The sequence below is a fragment of the Amycolatopsis sp. DG1A-15b genome (genome assembly GCF_030285645.1).
In the GTDB taxonomy this organism is placed as follows: Bacteria; Actinomycetota; Actinomycetes; order Mycobacteriales; family Pseudonocardiaceae; genus Amycolatopsis.
Genome location: NZ_CP127296.1, coordinates 5,000,184 through 5,015,568 on the forward strand (window position 1 = coordinate 5,000,184; position 15,385 = coordinate 5,015,568).

Below are 15,385 nucleotides of genomic sequence, written 5' to 3' on the forward strand. Positions count from 1 at the left end.
GGCCCAGGGTGAACTTCTGCCTCACACCGGAGGTCGAGCGGCCATCCGGGTGAACCGATCCGGCCAGTGCGCAAACGGGTGAAATCGGCGTCTGCCATGCTCTGCCCCATGCTCGCGCTGCGCACCGACGAACCGCCCCGCCGTGCTCCCGCCATCTGGCGGACCATGCTGAACATCGACCGCGGGCTGGTGAACCTCGTCGGGCGGCTGACCGTCAGCGGCCGGGTGCCCGCGCAGCTGCGGGGCAAGCCGCTGCTCATGGCCGCGAACCACATCGGCGTGTTCGACGCCTTCGTGCTGATGGCGGCGTGCAAGCGGATCGGCATCAACCCGCGGTTCATGCTGGCCGGCGGCATCCTCGACGCGCCCGTGATCGGGCCGGCGCTGCGGGTCAGCGGGCACCTGCGGGTCGACCGCAAGCACGCCGGGACCGCCGTCGGGCAGTTCGCCGAGGCCGTCGAAGCGATGAAGACCACGCGCGAGCCGATCGTCGTCTACCCGGAGGGCCGGATCAGCCACGACCCCGGCCTGTGGCCGGAGCGCGGCAAGACCGGCGCGGCGCGGCTGGCCCTGGCGGCGGGTGTGCCGGTGATCCCGATCAGCCAGTGGGGCGCGCACGAGGCCGTCTACTGGGGCACCGAGACCGTCAACGGGCCGGCGGACCTGGTCCCGCTGGCCCGCTCGGGGCTCAGCGCGCCGCTGCGCCGCCCGCGGTTCCGGGTGCACTTCGGCGACCCCGTCGACCTCTCGGACATCGACACGCAGCGACCGGGCGCCGGGGTGCGCGCGCACGCGAAGATCATGCAGGCCATCACCGACGGCCTCGTCCCGCTGCGCCGCGACGAGCTCGACCGGCCGAAGTTCCACGACCCCACCCGGCCGACCGACACGGTCAGCCCCTGGAAGCCGCCGTCCGTACTGTGAGACACCCCGGGCGGCGCCCTTAGAGTCGGCGACGTGAGCACACGGATACTCGTCGTCTACTACAGCTCGACCGGGAACACCGCCGCCCTGGCCGAATCCCTCGCCACGGGCGCGCGCGAGACCGGGGCCGACGTGCGGGTGCGGACCGTGCCGGAAACGGTGCCCGCCGAGGCCATCGCGCGGAACCCGCGCTGGCAGGCCTGGGTCGACGCCGGCCCGCACCACGAGCTCGCCACCCTCGGCGACCTCGAGTGGGCCGACGGGCTGGCCGTCGGCAGCCCGACCCGCTTCGGCGGCCCGGCCGCCCAGCTCAAGTCCTATTTGGACAGCACGGGTGGCCTGTGGGCGCAGGGAAAGCTGGCGGACAAGGTGGCGACGTCGTTCACGACGGCGTCCACCGCGCACGGCGGCCTCGAGTCGACGCTGCTGGCGATCAACAACGTCTTCTACCACTGGGGCGCGATCGTCGTCCCGCTCGGCTACACCGACCCGCACCTGAAGGAATCCGGCAACCCGTACGGCGGCTCGTTCGTGTCCCGGAAGTCCGCGGCGCCGGACGACGTCGCGCTCGACGCCCTGCGCCTGCAGGGCCGGCGGCTGGCCACCATCACCACGCACGTCGCGACCGGGCTGAAGCGCGCGGAGTGACGTCCGGGTGCCACCGAAGCGGCGGCACCCGGACGTCGGGTCAGCGCCGGGCCGCGCGGCGGCGCAGCACCAGGGCACCGGCGCCGGCCGCACCCACGAGGGCGATCGCGCCGCCTGCGAGCAGCGGCGTGGCGGCGGATTCGTCATCGGCCGGGCCACCACCGGTCTGCGGCGCACCCTGCGGCTTCACCCCGACCTGCGGTGCGGGCTTCGCCGCCGGCTGGGTCGGCTTGGCGGACTGCGTCGGCTTGGTCGACGGGGCGGGCTTGGCGGGCTTCCCGACGGTGAAGGTCCGCACAACCACGGGAGAGCCCGGCCTGTCCTCGTAGCAGACCATGTAAGCTTCGTACCTTCCCGGCGACACCATTTTGAACGGGACGTACTTCGTTTTCCCGTTCGTGAGCATGACGTTGTGGTCGATCGGCGCGTTCCGGCCGGGCACACGGTAACCCGCTTCGGCCTCGACGTCACCGCTGGAGCACTCCCCCTTGACCTCCACGGCATTCCCCTCCACCACGACCTCCATGGATGTCGGATAGTCCGTCGGCGCTTCCGCGGCCGACGCCACAACCGGCGACAGCAGCGCGAACCCGGCGGCCGCCCCCACGACAGCAGCAATTCTTCGCATGATTTCCCCTCCCAGGATTCATCGCACGCCGAATACGTGCGCGAATTGAACAAAAACGCGGGGCCCCCGACCCCACCTCGAGAAACCCGGCAACCCGGACTTCGGATCAGCGCCGGGCCGCACGACGACGCAACACCCAAGCACCGGCACCCGCCGCACCCACCAGGGCGACCGCGCCGCCCGCGACGAGCGGCGTGGCACCGGACTCGTCATCCGCCGGGCCACCACCGGTCTGCGGCGCACCCTGCGGCTTCGCCGCCACCTGCGGCGCGGGCTTCACCGCCGGCTGAGCCGGCTTGGTGGGCTGGGCGGGCTTGCCGGGCGCGGGCTTGGGGACGACGAAGAACCGAGTAACGCCGGCGAAGTCTTTGTCGGCCTTGTCGCAATAGACTTCAGCCCGGTAGTCCCCCGGCTGCACCCCTTTGAACGTGATGGAACGCTTGTTTCCCTTCGGCGCCAGGGACCCCCCGCCGAGCTCACGGTCGCCCGAGCGAGCGAAGTAGTGCGCTTCAGCCGGGACACCGATGGCGACACACGTAACGGTGAGCGTCACCGTGCTTCCCGACACGTCGACATGCACCGATGCCACGTTTCCTTCCGCAGCCGACGCCACGACCGGCGACAGCAGCACGAAACCGGCGGCGACGCCCGCGGCAGCAGCAATTACTCGCAACATTTTCCCCTCCAGGATTCTTCGCACGACGAATACGTGTGCGAATCAAAAAAAGAAACTCGCTCCCCGCCAGATCAATCGCGGGGTCCCCTGTTTCTTGCGACATCCGGAAGACGTCCGCCCCGATGCCCGGTTCCGACCCGGACGTAACGAAACGGACTCGGTGACCCATGACCCGGGTAACCGGGATAATCGCTTCGACGGTGACACCGGGCCACCTACAGTCGCGATGGTGACCACCGAACTCCCCGTCCTCGCGCCACCCCGGGTCGCCCACCGGGGCCGCGGGACCACCTACGTCCTCCTCGCCGCGCTGTTCTTCAGCACGTCCGGCACCCTCGGCAAGTCCGTGATGTCCGCCGGGATCGCCCCGGAGCAGGTGGCCGCGGCGCGGATCGCGCTGGCCGGCGTCGTGCTGCTCGCCGGGGTGGCGCTGGTGGCGCCGCGGAAGCTGCGGGTGCGCCGGGCGGAGCTGCCCGTCCTGGCCGGGTACGGCCTGCTCGGCGTGGCCGGCGTGCAGCTGCTCTACTTCGTCGCCGCGGGCCGGATCCCGGTCGGGATCGCCATCCTGCTGGAGTTCGTCTCGCCGGTGCTCATCGCCTTGTGGGTGCGGTTCGTGCGGCGGCACCGGCTGCCGCGGGCGGTCTGGGGCGGCATCGCGCTGGCCATGGCCGGACTCGCTCTGGTCGCCCAGGTCTGGGAAGGCGTCACCCTCGACGGGCTCGGCCTGCTGGCCGGCTTCGGCGCGGCGCTGTGCTCGGCCGGGTACTTCCTGCTCGGCGAACGCGCGGTGGCCGACATCGACCCGCTGGGCCTGGTCACCTGGGGCATGGTGATCGGCGCGGTCGCGATCAGCTTCGTCGCGCCGCCGTGGACGTGGCCGGCCGGGCTGCTCGGCTCGGCAGTCGAGTTCGGGGCCTGGCACCCCCCGGTGTGGCTGCTGCTGACCCTGCTGGTGCTGGTCGCGACGGTCCTCGCCTACGTCTGCGGCATTTCGTCGCTGCGGCACCTGCCCGCGTCGGTGGCGAGCGTGCTCGGGCTGGTCGAGCCGGTGATCACGACGGTCGCGGCGTGGGTGCTGCTCGGTGAGCAGCTCGCCTGGCCGCAGCTGCTCGGGTCGGCGATCCTGCTGGGCGGGGCGTACGTCGTGCAGCGGAACTCGGAAATCCTCGCCCGCTGAGCCGCCTGCCGGGGGTCGTCACCGCTTGCGCAAATTCTGCACCGGGCGGGCCGCGGGTGCGAAAATTCCGCGATCCACGTACCCCCGGGGAGGAAGCACCTTGACGACCGAGTCCGGGCTGCGGCCCGACCTGCGGCAGCGGCACGTCCGGATGATCGCCCTCGGCGGCATCATCGGCGCGAGCCTGTTCATCGGCAGCGGCGCGGTGATCCACACCGTGGGCCCGGCCGCCGTGCTGTCCTACGCCATCGGCGGCCTGCTCGTCGTGCTCGTGATGCGGATGCTCGGCGAGATGGCGACCGCGTCGCCGGCGCTGGGCTCGTTCATGGAGTACGCGCGCGACTCGCTCGGCGGCTGGGCGGGCTTCACGATCGGCTGGCTGTACTGGTACTTCTGGGTCGGCGTGGTCGCGTTCGAAGCCGTCGCGGGCGCGAAGATCCTCCAGGGCTGGATCCCCGGCGTGCCGCAGTGGGTGTTTTCGCTGGCGCTGATGCTGCTGCTGACGGCGACGAACCTGGCGTCGGCGCGGTCCTTCGGCGAGACGGAGTTCTGGCTGGCGTCGATCAAGGTCGCCACCATCGTCGTCTTCCTGCTGCTCGGAACGCTGTTCGTGCTCGGGCTCTGGCCGGACGCGCACTTCTCGGCAGGCAACATCGGCCTCGACGGCTTCATCGCGAACGGGCCGTTTTCGGTCGTGCACGGCGTGGTCATCGTGATCTTCTCGTACTTCGGGGCGGAGATCGTCACGATCGCGGCGGCGGAGTCCGACCAGCCGGAGACGGCGGTCCGCAAGGCGACCTCGACGATCGTCTGGCGGGTGATCGTGTTCTACGTGGGTTCCGTGGCGCTGCTGGTGATGATCACGCCGTGGCGCGAGATCCCGAGCGAAACGAGCCCGTTCGCGGCGGCGTTCGGCCGCTTCGGCGTCCCGGCGGCGACGACGATCGTGTCGGCGGTGGTGCTGACGGCGGCGTTGTCGGTGCTGAATTCGGGGCTGTACACGGCATCCCGGATGCTGTTCGCACTGCGGCGCCACGGCTGGGCCCCGGCGTGGGTGTCGGACACGAACCGGCGGGGTGTGCCGTGGAAGGCGATCCTGGCCTCGACGTCGGTCGGGTACGTGGCGGTGGTGATGAGCTACGTGTCCCCGGACAAGATCTTCTACTTCATCATCAATTCGGCGGGCGCGGTGGCCCTGTTCGTGTACGCGATCATCTGCGGCTCACAGATCCGCATGCGGCGGCGGCTGGAGGAAACGGCACCGGAGACGCTGAAACTGCGGATGTGGGGATACCCGTGGCTGAGCTGGGTGACGCTGGTGCTGACGCTCGTGGTGGTGGCATCGATGCTCTTCGTGGACTCCGACGCGCGGGCGCAGCTGTACTTGAGCTTGATCAGCTTGGCGGTGATCCTGGGCGTTTACGCCCTCATCCGCCGGCGAGGCGGGACAGCGCCCCGAAAAACACGTCCGTGATCTTCGCCGGGTCCGGGGCCACGAACGCCTGCCCTCCCGTTGCCGCGGTCAGCTGGTCCAGTTCCGCTTTGTCCGCGTCCGGGCCGATGCCCACGCCGATCAGCGGGATCGGGCGGCGGGCGTCCTGGAGCTTCGCCAGCTCGGCCAGCAGGTCCGCGCGGGAAATCCCGCGTGGGTCCTCGTTGCGGCCGTCCGTCATCACGATCACCAGGTTCAGCCGCCCCGGCTCCCACTCGCGGCGGGCCGTGCGGTACGTGTCCAGGACGCTGTCGTACAGGCCCGTTCCGCCGTCCGGCGTGGCCTTGACCTGGCCCAGCTTGTCCAGGGCTCCGCTCGCCAGGTGCTGGGCGACCGAGGCCATCGGGAGCAGCTCGCGGTAGTCCTTGTCGCCGTCCAGACGGGTCGAGAACGCCAGCATCCGCAGCTGGGTCGCCGGCTTGAACAGGTGCATCGCCTTCGCCGCCGCCTCCATCGTCACCTGCATGCGGTTCAGGGCCGTCCCCGGGACCTGCGCGTTCATCGATCCCGACACGTCGACGAGCACCTGGACCCGCGCGCTCAGGTTGACCCCCGCCCACTGGTTGAGCAGCTCGTCGACCACCGGCGCGGGCGGGAGGTTCGCCGTCCGGATGCCCTCGGGCAGCACCCTCGGGTCGTCGGGGTGGTTGCGCAGCGCCTGGCCACCCGCCGCGCGCAGGCCCGTCCGGGCGATCGCGTCCGCTCCCGCGTCGCCGAGCACCGCGTCGCGCAGCGCCTCGACGATCGGGCGCTGCTGCGGGGTGATCCCGCCCAGCTCCGCGAACGGGTAGTCCAAGGTGGGCACCGCCGTCGAATAGACGGCGACCAGCGGGGACTTCGGGTCCTCGACGTTGTGGCGCAGCAGGGAGTTCTCCGACGCGGGGAACGCCGTCACCGCGGCCGTGCCCCCGCCGTCGCTCGAGCCCGGCAGCCGCGCGATCAGCTCCGTCTCCGCGCCGAGCGTGTTGGCCGAGAAGCGCCGCAGCGTCGCCACATACGCGGCCGACGGCTCGGGCGACGCCTTGACGCTGTCCCGCAGGCCGAGCAGCGCCACCGCGCCGACCGCGTCGCGCGACGGGTCGGACATGCCCGGGACGACTCCGGGCGCGGCCAGCACCTCCGTCCAGGACGGCGCCCGATCGGGCCAGCCGAGGCCCTTGACGACGTCCGCGGCGACCGCGAGCACCACCGGCGAGCTCGCCACCGACGCCCCGGTTTCGGGGACGTCGGAGGCACCGAGCTGGTGGGCGCGCCGCAGCGCCAGCGTGGAATCCGGCACCCAGACCTGCGGCCGCGGGCTGCCGTCGGACAGGGCGAGCCGCTCGGCCGCCGGCGTCGCCTCCCGCGTCTGGACCTCGATGCTGCCGCACTGCAGGTCCAGACCGTGCGCGACGAGCGAAAGCGCGGGCGCGATGTCCGCGGACGCGGTGACGAGGACCTTCGCGGGCTGCTCGCACGCCGGCCGGGCGCGCACGGTCGTCACCGTCACCCACGCGGCGGCTCCGAGGACGAGCACGAGACCGGTCGCCAGGGCAGGCACGAGCAGCCGGCGTCGTCTGCCGTCCGAATGACGTCCCATCGGCGCGGCCTCTCTGCGCGAGGCGGGTGGGGATCAAGGTTATCCCGCAGCGAAGCAGCAGCTCGTGGGCCGGACGGCCTAACAGGACGGCGAACTCATGCCGAAGGCGGCCTTCGGTGCGGCGAACGCACCGAAGACCGCCTCGGGGCAGGGCTAGACCGGGATGACCGTCGGGACGATCATCGGGCGGCGGCGGTACGTGTCGGCCACCCAGCGGCCCACCACCCGGCGGACCGCCTGCGCGATCCGGTGCGTGTCGGTGATGCCTTCGGCCTCCGTGCGCGCCAGCTCCATCTCCACCAGCGGCACGACGGCGGCGAGCGCCTTCGGGTCGTCGGAGAAGCCGCGGCCGGACACCGTCGGGGCGCTGACCGGGCGGCCGGTGCTCGAATCCACCGCGACGCTGATCGAGATGAACCCGCCCTCGCCCAGCACCAGGCGGTCGGACAGGGTCGACTCGCCGACGTCGCCGACCGAAAGGCCGTCGACGTAGACGTGCCCGACCTCGACGCGGCCGGTGCGGGACGCCTTGCCGTCGACCAGGTCGACGACCACGCCGTCCTCGGCGATCACCACGTTGTCCGGCGCGACGCCGGTCCGGATGGCCAGCTCGGCGTTGGCCTTCAGGTGCTTCCACTCGCCGTGGACCGGCATGACGTTGCTCGGGCGCACCGCGTTGTACAGGTAGAGCAGCTCGCCCGCCGACGCGTGCCCGGACACGTGCACCTTGGCGTTGCCCTGGTGGACGACGTTCGCGCCGAGCCGGGTCAGGCCGTTGACCACGCCGAACACCGCGGTCTCGTTGCCCGGGATCATCGAGCTGGCCAGCACGACGGTGTCGCCCGCGCGGATCGAGATCTGCCGGTGCTCGCCGCGCGCCATCCGCGACAGCGCCGAGAGCGGCTCGCCCTGCGAACCCGTCGAGACGAACAGGACCTTGCTCTCCGGGAGGGTGCTCGCCTGGTCGAGGTCGACCAGCAGGCCGTCCGGCACGTTGAGCAGGCCCAGGTCGGCGGCGATGCCCATGTTGCGGACCATCGACCGGCCGACGAACGCGATCCGGCGGCCGTGGCGCTGGGCGGCGTCGAGGACCTGCTGGACGCGGTGGACGTGGCTGGCGAAGCAGGCCACGATCACGCGCTGGTCGACCTTGCGGATGACGTCGTCGAGGACCGGGCCGATGTCGCGCTCGGGCATGACGAACCCGGGCACCTCGGCGTTGGTCGAGTCGACGCAGAACAGGTCGACGCCCTCGTCGCCGAGCCGGGAGAAGCCGGCCAGGTCGGTGAGGCGCCCGTCGAGCGGGAGCTGGTCGAGCTTGATGTCGCCGGTGTGCAGGACCACGCCCGCCGGGGTGCGGATGGCCACGGCCAGCGCGTCCGGGATGGAGTGGTTGACCGCGAAGAACTCGAGGTTGAACACGCCGACGTCGCGGCGCTCGCCCTCGCGGACCTCGATCAGCTTCGGCCGCTGCCGGTGCTCCTTGGCCTTGGCCGCGAGCAGCGCGTTGGTGAACTTCGAGCCGTAGATCGGCAGGTCCGGCCGCAAGCGCAGGAGGAACGGGACGGCACCGATGTGGTCTTCGTGCCCGTGGGTGAGCACCAGGCCTTCGATGTCGTCGAGGCGGTCCTCGATCGCGCGGAAGTCGGGCAGGATCAGGTCGACGCCGGGCTGGTCGTCCTCGGGGAAGAGCACCCCGCAGTCGACGATGAGCAGCCGGCCACCGAACTCGAAGACGGTCATGTTGCGCCCGACTTCGCCGATGCCGCCCAGCGCGACGACGCGCAGGGCTCCCTCGGGCAGTGCGGGCGGGGCGTTGGTGGGGCCTGGACCTAGGAGAAGTGAGCTCACCGAGGCAGGGTCCCAACGCTGGTGTGCGAGGTCGGCGCGATGTAGGCCGCTCGCGAATCTGCTTGTGCCACCCGCTCACCATGCCAGGCCTGGGCCGCCGTGTCGCCCAGGGGCACGCCGCCCTGGGCAAGATCAGCCGCGATCAGGGCCGTCTGCTCGGTGGTCGGCGCGACGATCGGCAGCCGCGGCTCGCCGATGTCGAAGCCGCGCAGCCGCAGCGCCGCCTTGCTGAAGGCGACCCCGCCGACCCGGGACATCGCGCGCAGCACCGGAAGCATGCCGCGGTGGTTGGTGCGCGCGGTGGAGGTGTCGCCGTTCTCGTAGGCGTCGATCATGGCGCGGATCCGGCCCGCGACGACGTGACCGATCACACTCACCACGCCGACGCCGCCGACGGAGATCCACGGCAGGTTCAGGCCGTCGTCGCCGGAGTAGTAGGCGAGGTGGGTGTTGGCGATGACCTCGGAGCCGGCGATGAGGTCGCCCTTGGCGTCCTTGACCGCGACGATCCGGGGGTGCTCGGCCAGCCGCAGCAGCGTGTCGACCTCGATCGGGACGACCGAGCGCGGCGGGATGTCGTAGAGCAGCACGGGCAGCCCGGTGCTGTCGGCGACGGTGGTGAAGTGCGCGTACAGCCCGGCCTGGCTGGGCCGCGAGTAGTACGGCGTGACGACCAGCAGGCCGTGCGCCCCGGCTTCTTCGGCCTGCTTGGCCTGCTCGATGCTGTGCGCGGTGTTGTTGGTGCCCGCGCCGGCCACGACGGTCGCGCGGTCGCCGACGGCCTCGACCACGGCGCGGATGAGCTGCTGCTTCTCCGCGTCGCTCGTGGTCGGGCTCTCGCCGGTGGTGCCGTTGACCACGAGGCCGTCGTTCCCCAGCTCCACGAGGTGCTCGGCCAGCTCCTGCGCCCGCTTCAGGTCCAGCGCGCCCTCGGCGTCGAACGGGGTGGCCATCGCGGTGAGCACGCGCCCGAACGGCCGTCCGGGCGCTGCGGTAGGTGGGTTGGACATGGTGAGACGGTACCTCGCCGGTCCGACGAAAACCGCGCCGACCTGGTCACCAGGAGGATTTCCCGGGGTCGGCCGCTCGTCGCGGAACTTCTACTTGACCTTGGTCACGATCGGCGCGGTGATCGGCCCGCCGTCGGCCCGGGCGAGCAGGCAGTAGAACTCGCGTGCGGGTTCCTCGCTCTTGGCCGGCGTGGCTTCCCACTCCGGCTGAGTGGGGACGAGCGCGCGGAAGGTGAGGTCCGGCCGCCGGGCTTCGGGCACGATCGAGGACCGGAACGCGGTCGCGCACGCCGCCTCGGCGCCCGTCTTCACGGCGTCCAGACCGGGGTAGGCCGCGACCTTGGCGTCGTCGGAGGTCCAGTTCTCGACCGAGAGCAGGTTCCCGATCTCGTAGACCTCCAGCGTGTGCGCGTTGCCGCACTCGGTTTTGTTGTCCTCGTCGCTGATGATCGAGCCGTCCTGCACCGGGGTGTTGTAGCACCGGTAGTAGCCGCGGATGTCGGTGTGCAGCTGCCCGTTGACGCCGTAGGTCATGGTCGGCTGTTTCTGCTCGTCGGTGGCGGGCGTCTCGTAGGCCTTGCCCGCGAAGAAGCCGCCGACCAGGGCGGCGACCACCAGCACGGCCGCGGCCGTGAGCCAGAGGGCGCGGTGGGTCTTCTTCGGCGGCTCCGGCGCCGGGGCGCCGAGCATCGCGGTGCCGCGTGGTGGGGTGGGCCGCATGCCCTGCGCCGTGGTCAGCAGGTTCTGGGCCTGCGCCGCGGTCAGCCGCGCGTCCGGGTTGGTGACGAGCAGGCCGAGGATGGCCGCGGCGATCGGGCCCTGGCCGCGGGTGAGGTACGGGATCTCGGTCATGATCGCGTGCAGCGTCGCGGCGGTGGTCGCGCGCTCGAACGGGATCGAGCCTTCGACGGCGAAGAACAGCGTCGCCCCGAGAGACCACAGGTCGGACGCGGGCAGCGCTTCCCGGCCCTCGACGCGCTCCGGCGCCATGAACGCGGGCGAGCCGACGATCATGCCGCTGGTGGTCAGCCGCGGGTCGTCGACGGCGTGGGCGATGCCGAAGTCGGTGAGCTTCACGCGGCCGTCCGGCGCGACGAGGATGTTCGCGGGCTTGACGTCCCGGTGCACGATCCCGGCGGAGTGGGCGGCCTGCAGCGCGGCGAGCACCCGCTCCCCCAGCTGCGCGGCCTGCGCGGCGGGCATCGGGCCCCGCTGCCGCACGAGGTCGGCGAGGCTGGGCGCTTCGACGAGCTCCATCACGATGAAGGTGGTGCCCCCGTCGGTGACGACGTCGTAGACGGTGACGATGGCGGGGTCGTTGAGCCGCCCGCCGGTGCGCACCTCGCGCAGGGCGCGTTCGGAGAAGACGGCGGCGGACTCGGCGTCGGGCAGCCGCAGTTCCTTCACCGCGACCGGCCGCCCGATGACCTGGTCCTGCGCCCGCCACACGACGCCCATGCCGCCCCGGCCGAGTTCGCCGAGCAGGAGGTAGCGGCCGGCGACGACCCGCTGACCAGGCGTGCTGGGTGCCTGCGGCGGGTAGGGCCGGGTCTGTTCGTCGGTCACGGTGCTCCTTCGGGCGGCGGTCGCGCAGATGCTAGTCCGACCGTCGCGGAGCGCCGCGGGTTCCGCGCAATTCGTGCCGCGGAACGCCCGGCCCGCGTACCCGGAGGGACGACACGCGTACCCGGAGGGCCGACTCGCGTACCTGGACGGACGACACGGTGAACCGGGCTGCCCGCGGTCGTGTCGTCCGGGTGGGTACGCGTGTCGGCCGGTGCGTCAGTGGCGGGTTTCGCCGTGGTAGGGAAGCCAGCGGTAGCCGGGGGCGAAGTCGCTGAACTCGGCGCGCTTGCCCGTCCGGATCCAGATGTCCTCGGCGACGACGAGCCCCGGGAAGATCGTCAGGTCCTTCTCCGCCATCAGCTCGTCGTAGCTGCGGAACCGTTCGGTCTTGATGCCGGCGAGCGCGTAGCGGTAGACCGGCGGCGCGATCCGGAGCAGCCAGTACAGCCGGCGGCCGGCCGCGGTCATCGCCGCCGCTTCCTCGTCGGTGTGCGCGCCGTTGCGGCTGAGGCCTTCCGGCGCGATCCCGCACCACCAAGCGGTGTCCCGGCTGAAGACACCCGCCGGCCAGCCGTCGAAGTGCCGCGCGAGGTCGCGGGCGTGGGTCTCGCGATCCCCGCATTCGACGTTGAGGGCGAAGGTCCAGGCCATGGCCGCGTTTTCCCCGTTCCGTGGGTCAACCGGTGACCGTGAGGTAGATGAGCACCAGGTTGAGAGCGATGATGATCGCCGCGATCACCGAGGCCGCGACCGTCGTCGAGCGGCGGTTCGTGTCCGCCCCCATCACATCACGGTCGGCCGTCAGCCGGATCAACGGCACCAGCGCGAACGGGATCCCGAACGACAGCACCACCTGCGAGACCACCAGTGCCGCACTCGGGTCGGCGCCCAGCGCGAGCACCACGATCGCCGGCGTCAGGGTCACCAGACGCCGCAGGACCAGCGGAATCCGCTTGTGCAGCAACCCCTGCATGATCATCGCGCCGGCGTACGCGCCCACCGACGTCGAGGCCAGCCCCGAGGCCAGCAGGCCGATGGCGAACAGCAGCGCGACGCCCGGACCGAGCGCCGAGGAGACCGCGCCGTGCGCGCCCTCGATGCTGTCCACGCCCGCCTGGCCCTGGAGGTTCGTCGCGGCCAGCAGCAGCATGCCCAGGTTCACCGCGCCCGCCAGGAGCATCGCCAAGCCGACGTCGGCGCGCGTCGCGCGCAGCAGGCGGCGGCGCTGGAGGCCTTCGGGACAGCCGTGGCGGTCGCGGACCAGGCCCGAGTGCAGGTAGACCGCGTGCGGCATCACCGTCGCGCCGAGCATGGCCGCCGCGATGAGGATGCTGCCCGCGCCGTCGAACCGCGGGACCAGGCCGCCGAGGGTCTCCGCGGCCGACGGCGGCTCGACGAACAGGCTCGCCAGGAAGCCGATCGCGATCACCGCCAAGAGCCCGGTGACGACCCGCTCGAACGTGCGCTGGCCGCCGCGGTCCTGGATCGCCAGCAGCGTCAGCGACACCGCGCCGGTGATCAGCCCACCGACGATGAGCGGGAGGTCGAACAGCAGGTTGAGCGCGATCGCGCCACCGACCACCTCGGCCAGGTCGGTGGCGATGGCGACGATCTCCGCCTGCGCCCAGTAGGCCAGCCGCGCGCGGCGGGACAGGCGGGCGCGCAGGGCCTCCGGCAGCGACATCCCGCTGACCAGCCCGAGTTTCGCCGACAGGTACTGCACCAGCACGGCCATCAGGTTCGCCGCGACGATCACCCAGACCAGCAGGTAGCCGTAGCGGGCGCCGGCGCTGATGTTCGAGGCGACGTTCCCCGGGTCGACGTAGGCGATGGCGGCGACGAACGCCGGCCCGAGCAGGGCCGACCCGGTGCGCAGGCGGGTCACCAGTCTCGGCCGGACAGCCTCGGTCACAGCCATGACGCCACCTCTCGAAAACCGGATGTCGGGGATCCTAAACCGAAGTTTAGGCGTGCCAAACTTTGTTTTTCAAGGGTGACCGCTCCCACCCCGGCACCCGGGTACCCGGATCGGCGGCGGTGAAAAGTCAGGGATGGGCGACCTCGTGGCCGGCTTCGCGCAACGCCGCGACCGCGTCGCCGAGGTCGGCGCCGCGGACCAGGATGTGGTCGGTGTCGAACGTCGAGATCGAGAACAGCGCGACCCCGGCGGCGGCCAGCTCCGAGGCCAGCGCGGCGATGATGCCGGTGAGCGTGAACTCCAGCGGGCCGCGGACCGACAGCAGCCGCCAGCCGTCCTCGGCGGCCGCGGCCCCGCCCGGCTCGCGGCCGGCCGGGCAGATCACCGACAGTTCTTCGGGCGTCCGCGTCACCGAAACCAGGGCGTCGCCCGGCTCGAAGAGCTCGGCGGGCACCGCGGCGTCCGCGGGCAGCCGCACGACGGCGTACTCGCCGGGCCGGACGTCGATCGCGAGTCGTTTCATCAGCCTTCCAGCACCTTCGGGCTCGTGGCGATCTCGGTGCCGTCCGGCAGCGTCGAGATGGTGAAGTCCGCGAACACGTTCGCCGCGGCCTTCTGCAGCTGCCGCAGGCACTCCACGGCCAGCTCGCGGATTTCGACGTCGGCGTGCTCGGTCGCCCGCATCGCGACGAAGTGCCGCCAGGCGCGGTAGTTCCCGGTCACGACGATGCGGGTTTCGGTCGCGTTCGGCAGCACGGCGCGGGCGGCCTGGCGGGCCTGCTTGCGGCGCAGGGTCGCGCTCGGGACGTCGGCGAACTTCTCCTCGAGCCCGGCCAGCAGTTCGGTGTAGGCCTCGACGCTCGCCCGGGTCGCGGCGAGGAACTTCTCGTGCAGCACCGGGTCGTCGGCGATGATCTCCGGCTCGACGAACTCGGCGTCGCGCTCCGGGACGTACCGCTGCGAGAGCTGGGAGTAGGAGAAGTGGCGGTGCCGGATCAGCTCGTGGGTCAGGGACCGGGAGATGCCGGTGATGTAGAAGGTCACCGAACCGTGCTCCAGCACCGAAAGGTGGCCGACGTCGATGATGTGCTCGAGGTAGCCGGCGTTGGTCGCGGTGGCCGGGTTCGGTTTCTTCCACGACTGGTAGCAGGCGCGGCCGGCGAACTCGGCGAGCGCTTCCCCGCCGTCCGCGTCGGTCGACCACGGCACGTCCCCGGGCGGGAAGAACTCGGTCTTCGCGATCAGCTGCACTCTGGGTGACACGGTTCCGGTCACGTCAGCACTCCTTCTCCGGCTTCCGCGCAGCCTAACCGCGTGAGGGCGGTCACTCCCGGGGGACACGTGACACCACCGCCGCCTTGACTGACATCACCAATGACGTCATAGTGGTGTCATGGACCTGACGCCGTACATCGCCACCCTTCGCGAGGACCTCGCGAACACGGCTGCCGCAGGGGACGAGCACACCCGGCGGGCGGCCGCGCTGCTGTCCTCCGCGCTCGAGCCCGCCGTCCGCCTGACGCTGATGAACGCCCTCGCCGACCTCGCCGCCGAGGTCACGGCCGCCCTGCCGGGCCAGGTGGTGGACGTCCGGCTCGACGGCCGGGACGTCCGGGTGGTCGTCACCGGGACCGCCGAGGAGCCGACGTCACGCGCGACACCACGTGACACCACACCACCGCCACCGATCGACGGTGGTGACATCAGCCGGATCACCCTCCGGCTGGTCGAGCAGATCAAGGGCCAGGCCGAACGCGCGGCCGCCGCGCAGGGCATCTCGCTGAACACCTTCGTTTCGCAGGCGGTGCAGGGCGCACTGGGCCACGGCGCGCTCGGCGGCGGGGGCCACAAGCACCAGAGCAAGGGCGACCGCGGCGGGAGCGGGTCGCACCTGCACGGCTGGGTCGAAGGCTGAG

Annotated in this window: 15 protein-coding genes; 5 read left to right on the top strand and 10 right to left on the bottom strand. The window is 71.6% G+C overall.

Features of this window, described 5'->3' with window-relative positions; genetic code table 11:
• Positions 1-108: 108 nt before the first annotated feature.
• Together QRY02_RS22610 and wrbA are read left to right on the top strand one after the other, a co-directional pair.
• Positions 109-924, top strand: coding sequence for a lysophospholipid acyltransferase family protein (locus tag QRY02_RS22610; protein WP_233225498.1), 816 nt, complete (start codon positions 109-111; stop codon positions 922-924).
• Positions 925-957: 33 nt separating this feature from the next.
• Positions 958-1,572: an NAD(P)H:quinone oxidoreductase gene (gene wrbA / locus QRY02_RS22615; RefSeq protein WP_285993514.1), complete on the top strand. Its 615-nt coding sequence runs from the start codon at positions 958-960 to the stop codon at positions 1,570-1,572.
• Between the two features lie 40 nt (positions 1,573-1,612).
• On the opposite strand, the gene QRY02_RS22620 is transcribed toward wrbA, so the two are convergent.
• On the bottom strand, positions 1,613-2,179 hold the full coding sequence (locus QRY02_RS22620; protein ID WP_285993515.1) for a GVDTG sorting domain-containing protein: 567 nt from the start codon (positions 2,177-2,179) through the stop codon (positions 1,613-1,615).
• Between the two features lie 127 nt (positions 2,180-2,306).
• The gene (locus QRY02_RS22625) at positions 2,307-2,900 is read right to left on the bottom strand and encodes a GVDTG sorting domain-containing protein (protein WP_285993516.1); all 594 of its coding nucleotides are present in this window, start codon (positions 2,898-2,900) and stop codon (positions 2,307-2,309) included.
• Positions 2,901-3,105: 205 nt separating this feature from the next.
• Between QRY02_RS22625 and QRY02_RS22630 the strand changes: the two genes are divergently transcribed.
• Positions 3,106-4,053 (top strand): EamA family transporter, encoded by a 948-nt coding sequence (locus QRY02_RS22630; protein ID WP_502874236.1) that lies wholly within the window; start codon positions 3,106-3,108, stop codon positions 4,051-4,053.
• A 100-nt stretch (positions 4,054-4,153) separates the two neighbouring features.
• Complete coding sequence (locus tag QRY02_RS22635) at positions 4,154-5,527, top strand: amino acid permease (RefSeq protein WP_285993518.1); 1,374 nt, start codon at positions 4,154-4,156, stop codon at positions 5,525-5,527.
• Here the strand turns inward: QRY02_RS22635 and QRY02_RS22640 are convergent.
• The 8 genes from QRY02_RS22640 to thyX form a co-directional block, all read right to left on the bottom strand.
• Positions 5,481-7,124 carry a substrate-binding domain-containing protein gene (locus QRY02_RS22640; RefSeq protein ID WP_285993519.1) on the bottom strand — a complete coding sequence of 548 codons (1,644 nt, stop codon included), beginning with the start codon at positions 7,122-7,124 and terminating at the stop codon, positions 5,481-5,483. The two genes, QRY02_RS22635 and QRY02_RS22640, sit on opposite strands and share 47 nt — an antisense overlap.
• 153 nt (positions 7,125-7,277) lie before the next feature.
• Positions 7,278-8,927: a ribonuclease J gene (locus QRY02_RS22645; protein ID WP_502874268.1), complete on the bottom strand. Its 1,650-nt coding sequence runs from the start codon at positions 8,925-8,927 to the stop codon at positions 7,278-7,280.
• Positions 8,928-8,971: 44 nt separating this feature from the next.
• Positions 8,972-9,985 carry a 4-hydroxy-tetrahydrodipicolinate synthase gene (gene dapA, locus QRY02_RS22650; RefSeq protein ID WP_285993521.1) on the bottom strand — a complete coding sequence of 338 codons (1,014 nt, stop codon included), beginning with the start codon at positions 9,983-9,985 and terminating at the stop codon, positions 8,972-8,974.
• 90 nt (positions 9,986-10,075) lie between these two features.
• Positions 10,076-11,551, bottom strand: coding sequence for a serine/threonine-protein kinase (locus QRY02_RS22655; RefSeq protein WP_285993522.1), 1,476 nt, complete (start codon positions 11,549-11,551; stop codon positions 10,076-10,078).
• 216 nt (positions 11,552-11,767) lie between these two features.
• On the bottom strand, positions 11,768-12,202 hold the full coding sequence (locus tag QRY02_RS22660) for a hypothetical protein (protein ID WP_285993523.1): 435 nt from the start codon (positions 12,200-12,202) through the stop codon (positions 11,768-11,770).
• 25 nt (positions 12,203-12,227) lie between these two features.
• Positions 12,228-13,469, bottom strand: coding sequence for an Nramp family divalent metal transporter (locus QRY02_RS22665; RefSeq protein WP_285993524.1), 1,242 nt, complete (start codon positions 13,467-13,469; stop codon positions 12,228-12,230).
• A gap of 127 nt (positions 13,470-13,596) precedes the next feature.
• Positions 13,597-13,992 (bottom strand): ACT domain-containing protein, encoded by a 396-nt coding sequence (locus tag QRY02_RS22670; protein ID WP_285993525.1) that lies wholly within the window; start codon positions 13,990-13,992, stop codon positions 13,597-13,599.
• Positions 13,992-14,744 carry an FAD-dependent thymidylate synthase gene (gene thyX, locus QRY02_RS22675; protein ID WP_285993526.1) on the bottom strand — a complete coding sequence of 251 codons (753 nt, stop codon included), beginning with the start codon at positions 14,742-14,744 and terminating at the stop codon, positions 13,992-13,994. Before thyX ends, QRY02_RS22670 begins: the two co-directional genes overlap by 1 nt.
• 118 nt (positions 14,745-14,862) lie before the next feature.
• Here thyX and QRY02_RS22680 point away from each other — a divergent pair, with 118 nt between their 5' ends.
• Entirely contained in the window at positions 14,863-15,384 is a 522-nt protein-coding gene (locus QRY02_RS22680) for a toxin-antitoxin system HicB family antitoxin (protein WP_285993527.1), read from the top strand.
• The last annotated feature ends 1 nt before the right edge of the window (position 15,385 follow it).

Bases quoted from the DNA above. Each gene is read 5' to 3' on its own strand.
- QRY02_RS22610 (WP_233225498.1), top strand. From the start codon at position 109: ATGCTCGCGCTGCGCACCGACGAACCGCCCCGCCGTGCTCCCGCCATC.
- QRY02_RS22640 (WP_285993519.1), bottom strand. From the start codon at position 7,124: ATGGGACGTCATTCGGACGGCAGACGACGCCGGCTGCTCGTGCCTGCC.
- dapA (WP_285993521.1), bottom strand. From the start codon at position 9,985: ATGTCCAACCCACCTACCGCAGCGCCCGGACGGCCGTTCGGGCGCGTG.
- QRY02_RS22660 (WP_285993523.1), bottom strand. From the start codon at position 12,202: ATGGCCTGGACCTTCGCCCTCAACGTCGAATGCGGGGATCGCGAGACC.
- QRY02_RS22665 (WP_285993524.1), bottom strand. From the start codon at position 13,469: ATGGCTGTGACCGAGGCTGTCCGGCCGAGACTGGTGACCCGCCTGCGC.
- QRY02_RS22670 (WP_285993525.1), bottom strand. From the start codon at position 13,992: ATGAAACGACTCGCGATCGACGTCCGGCCCGGCGAGTACGCCGTCGTG.
- QRY02_RS22680 (WP_285993527.1), top strand. From the start codon at position 14,863: ATGGACCTGACGCCGTACATCGCCACCCTTCGCGAGGACCTCGCGAAC.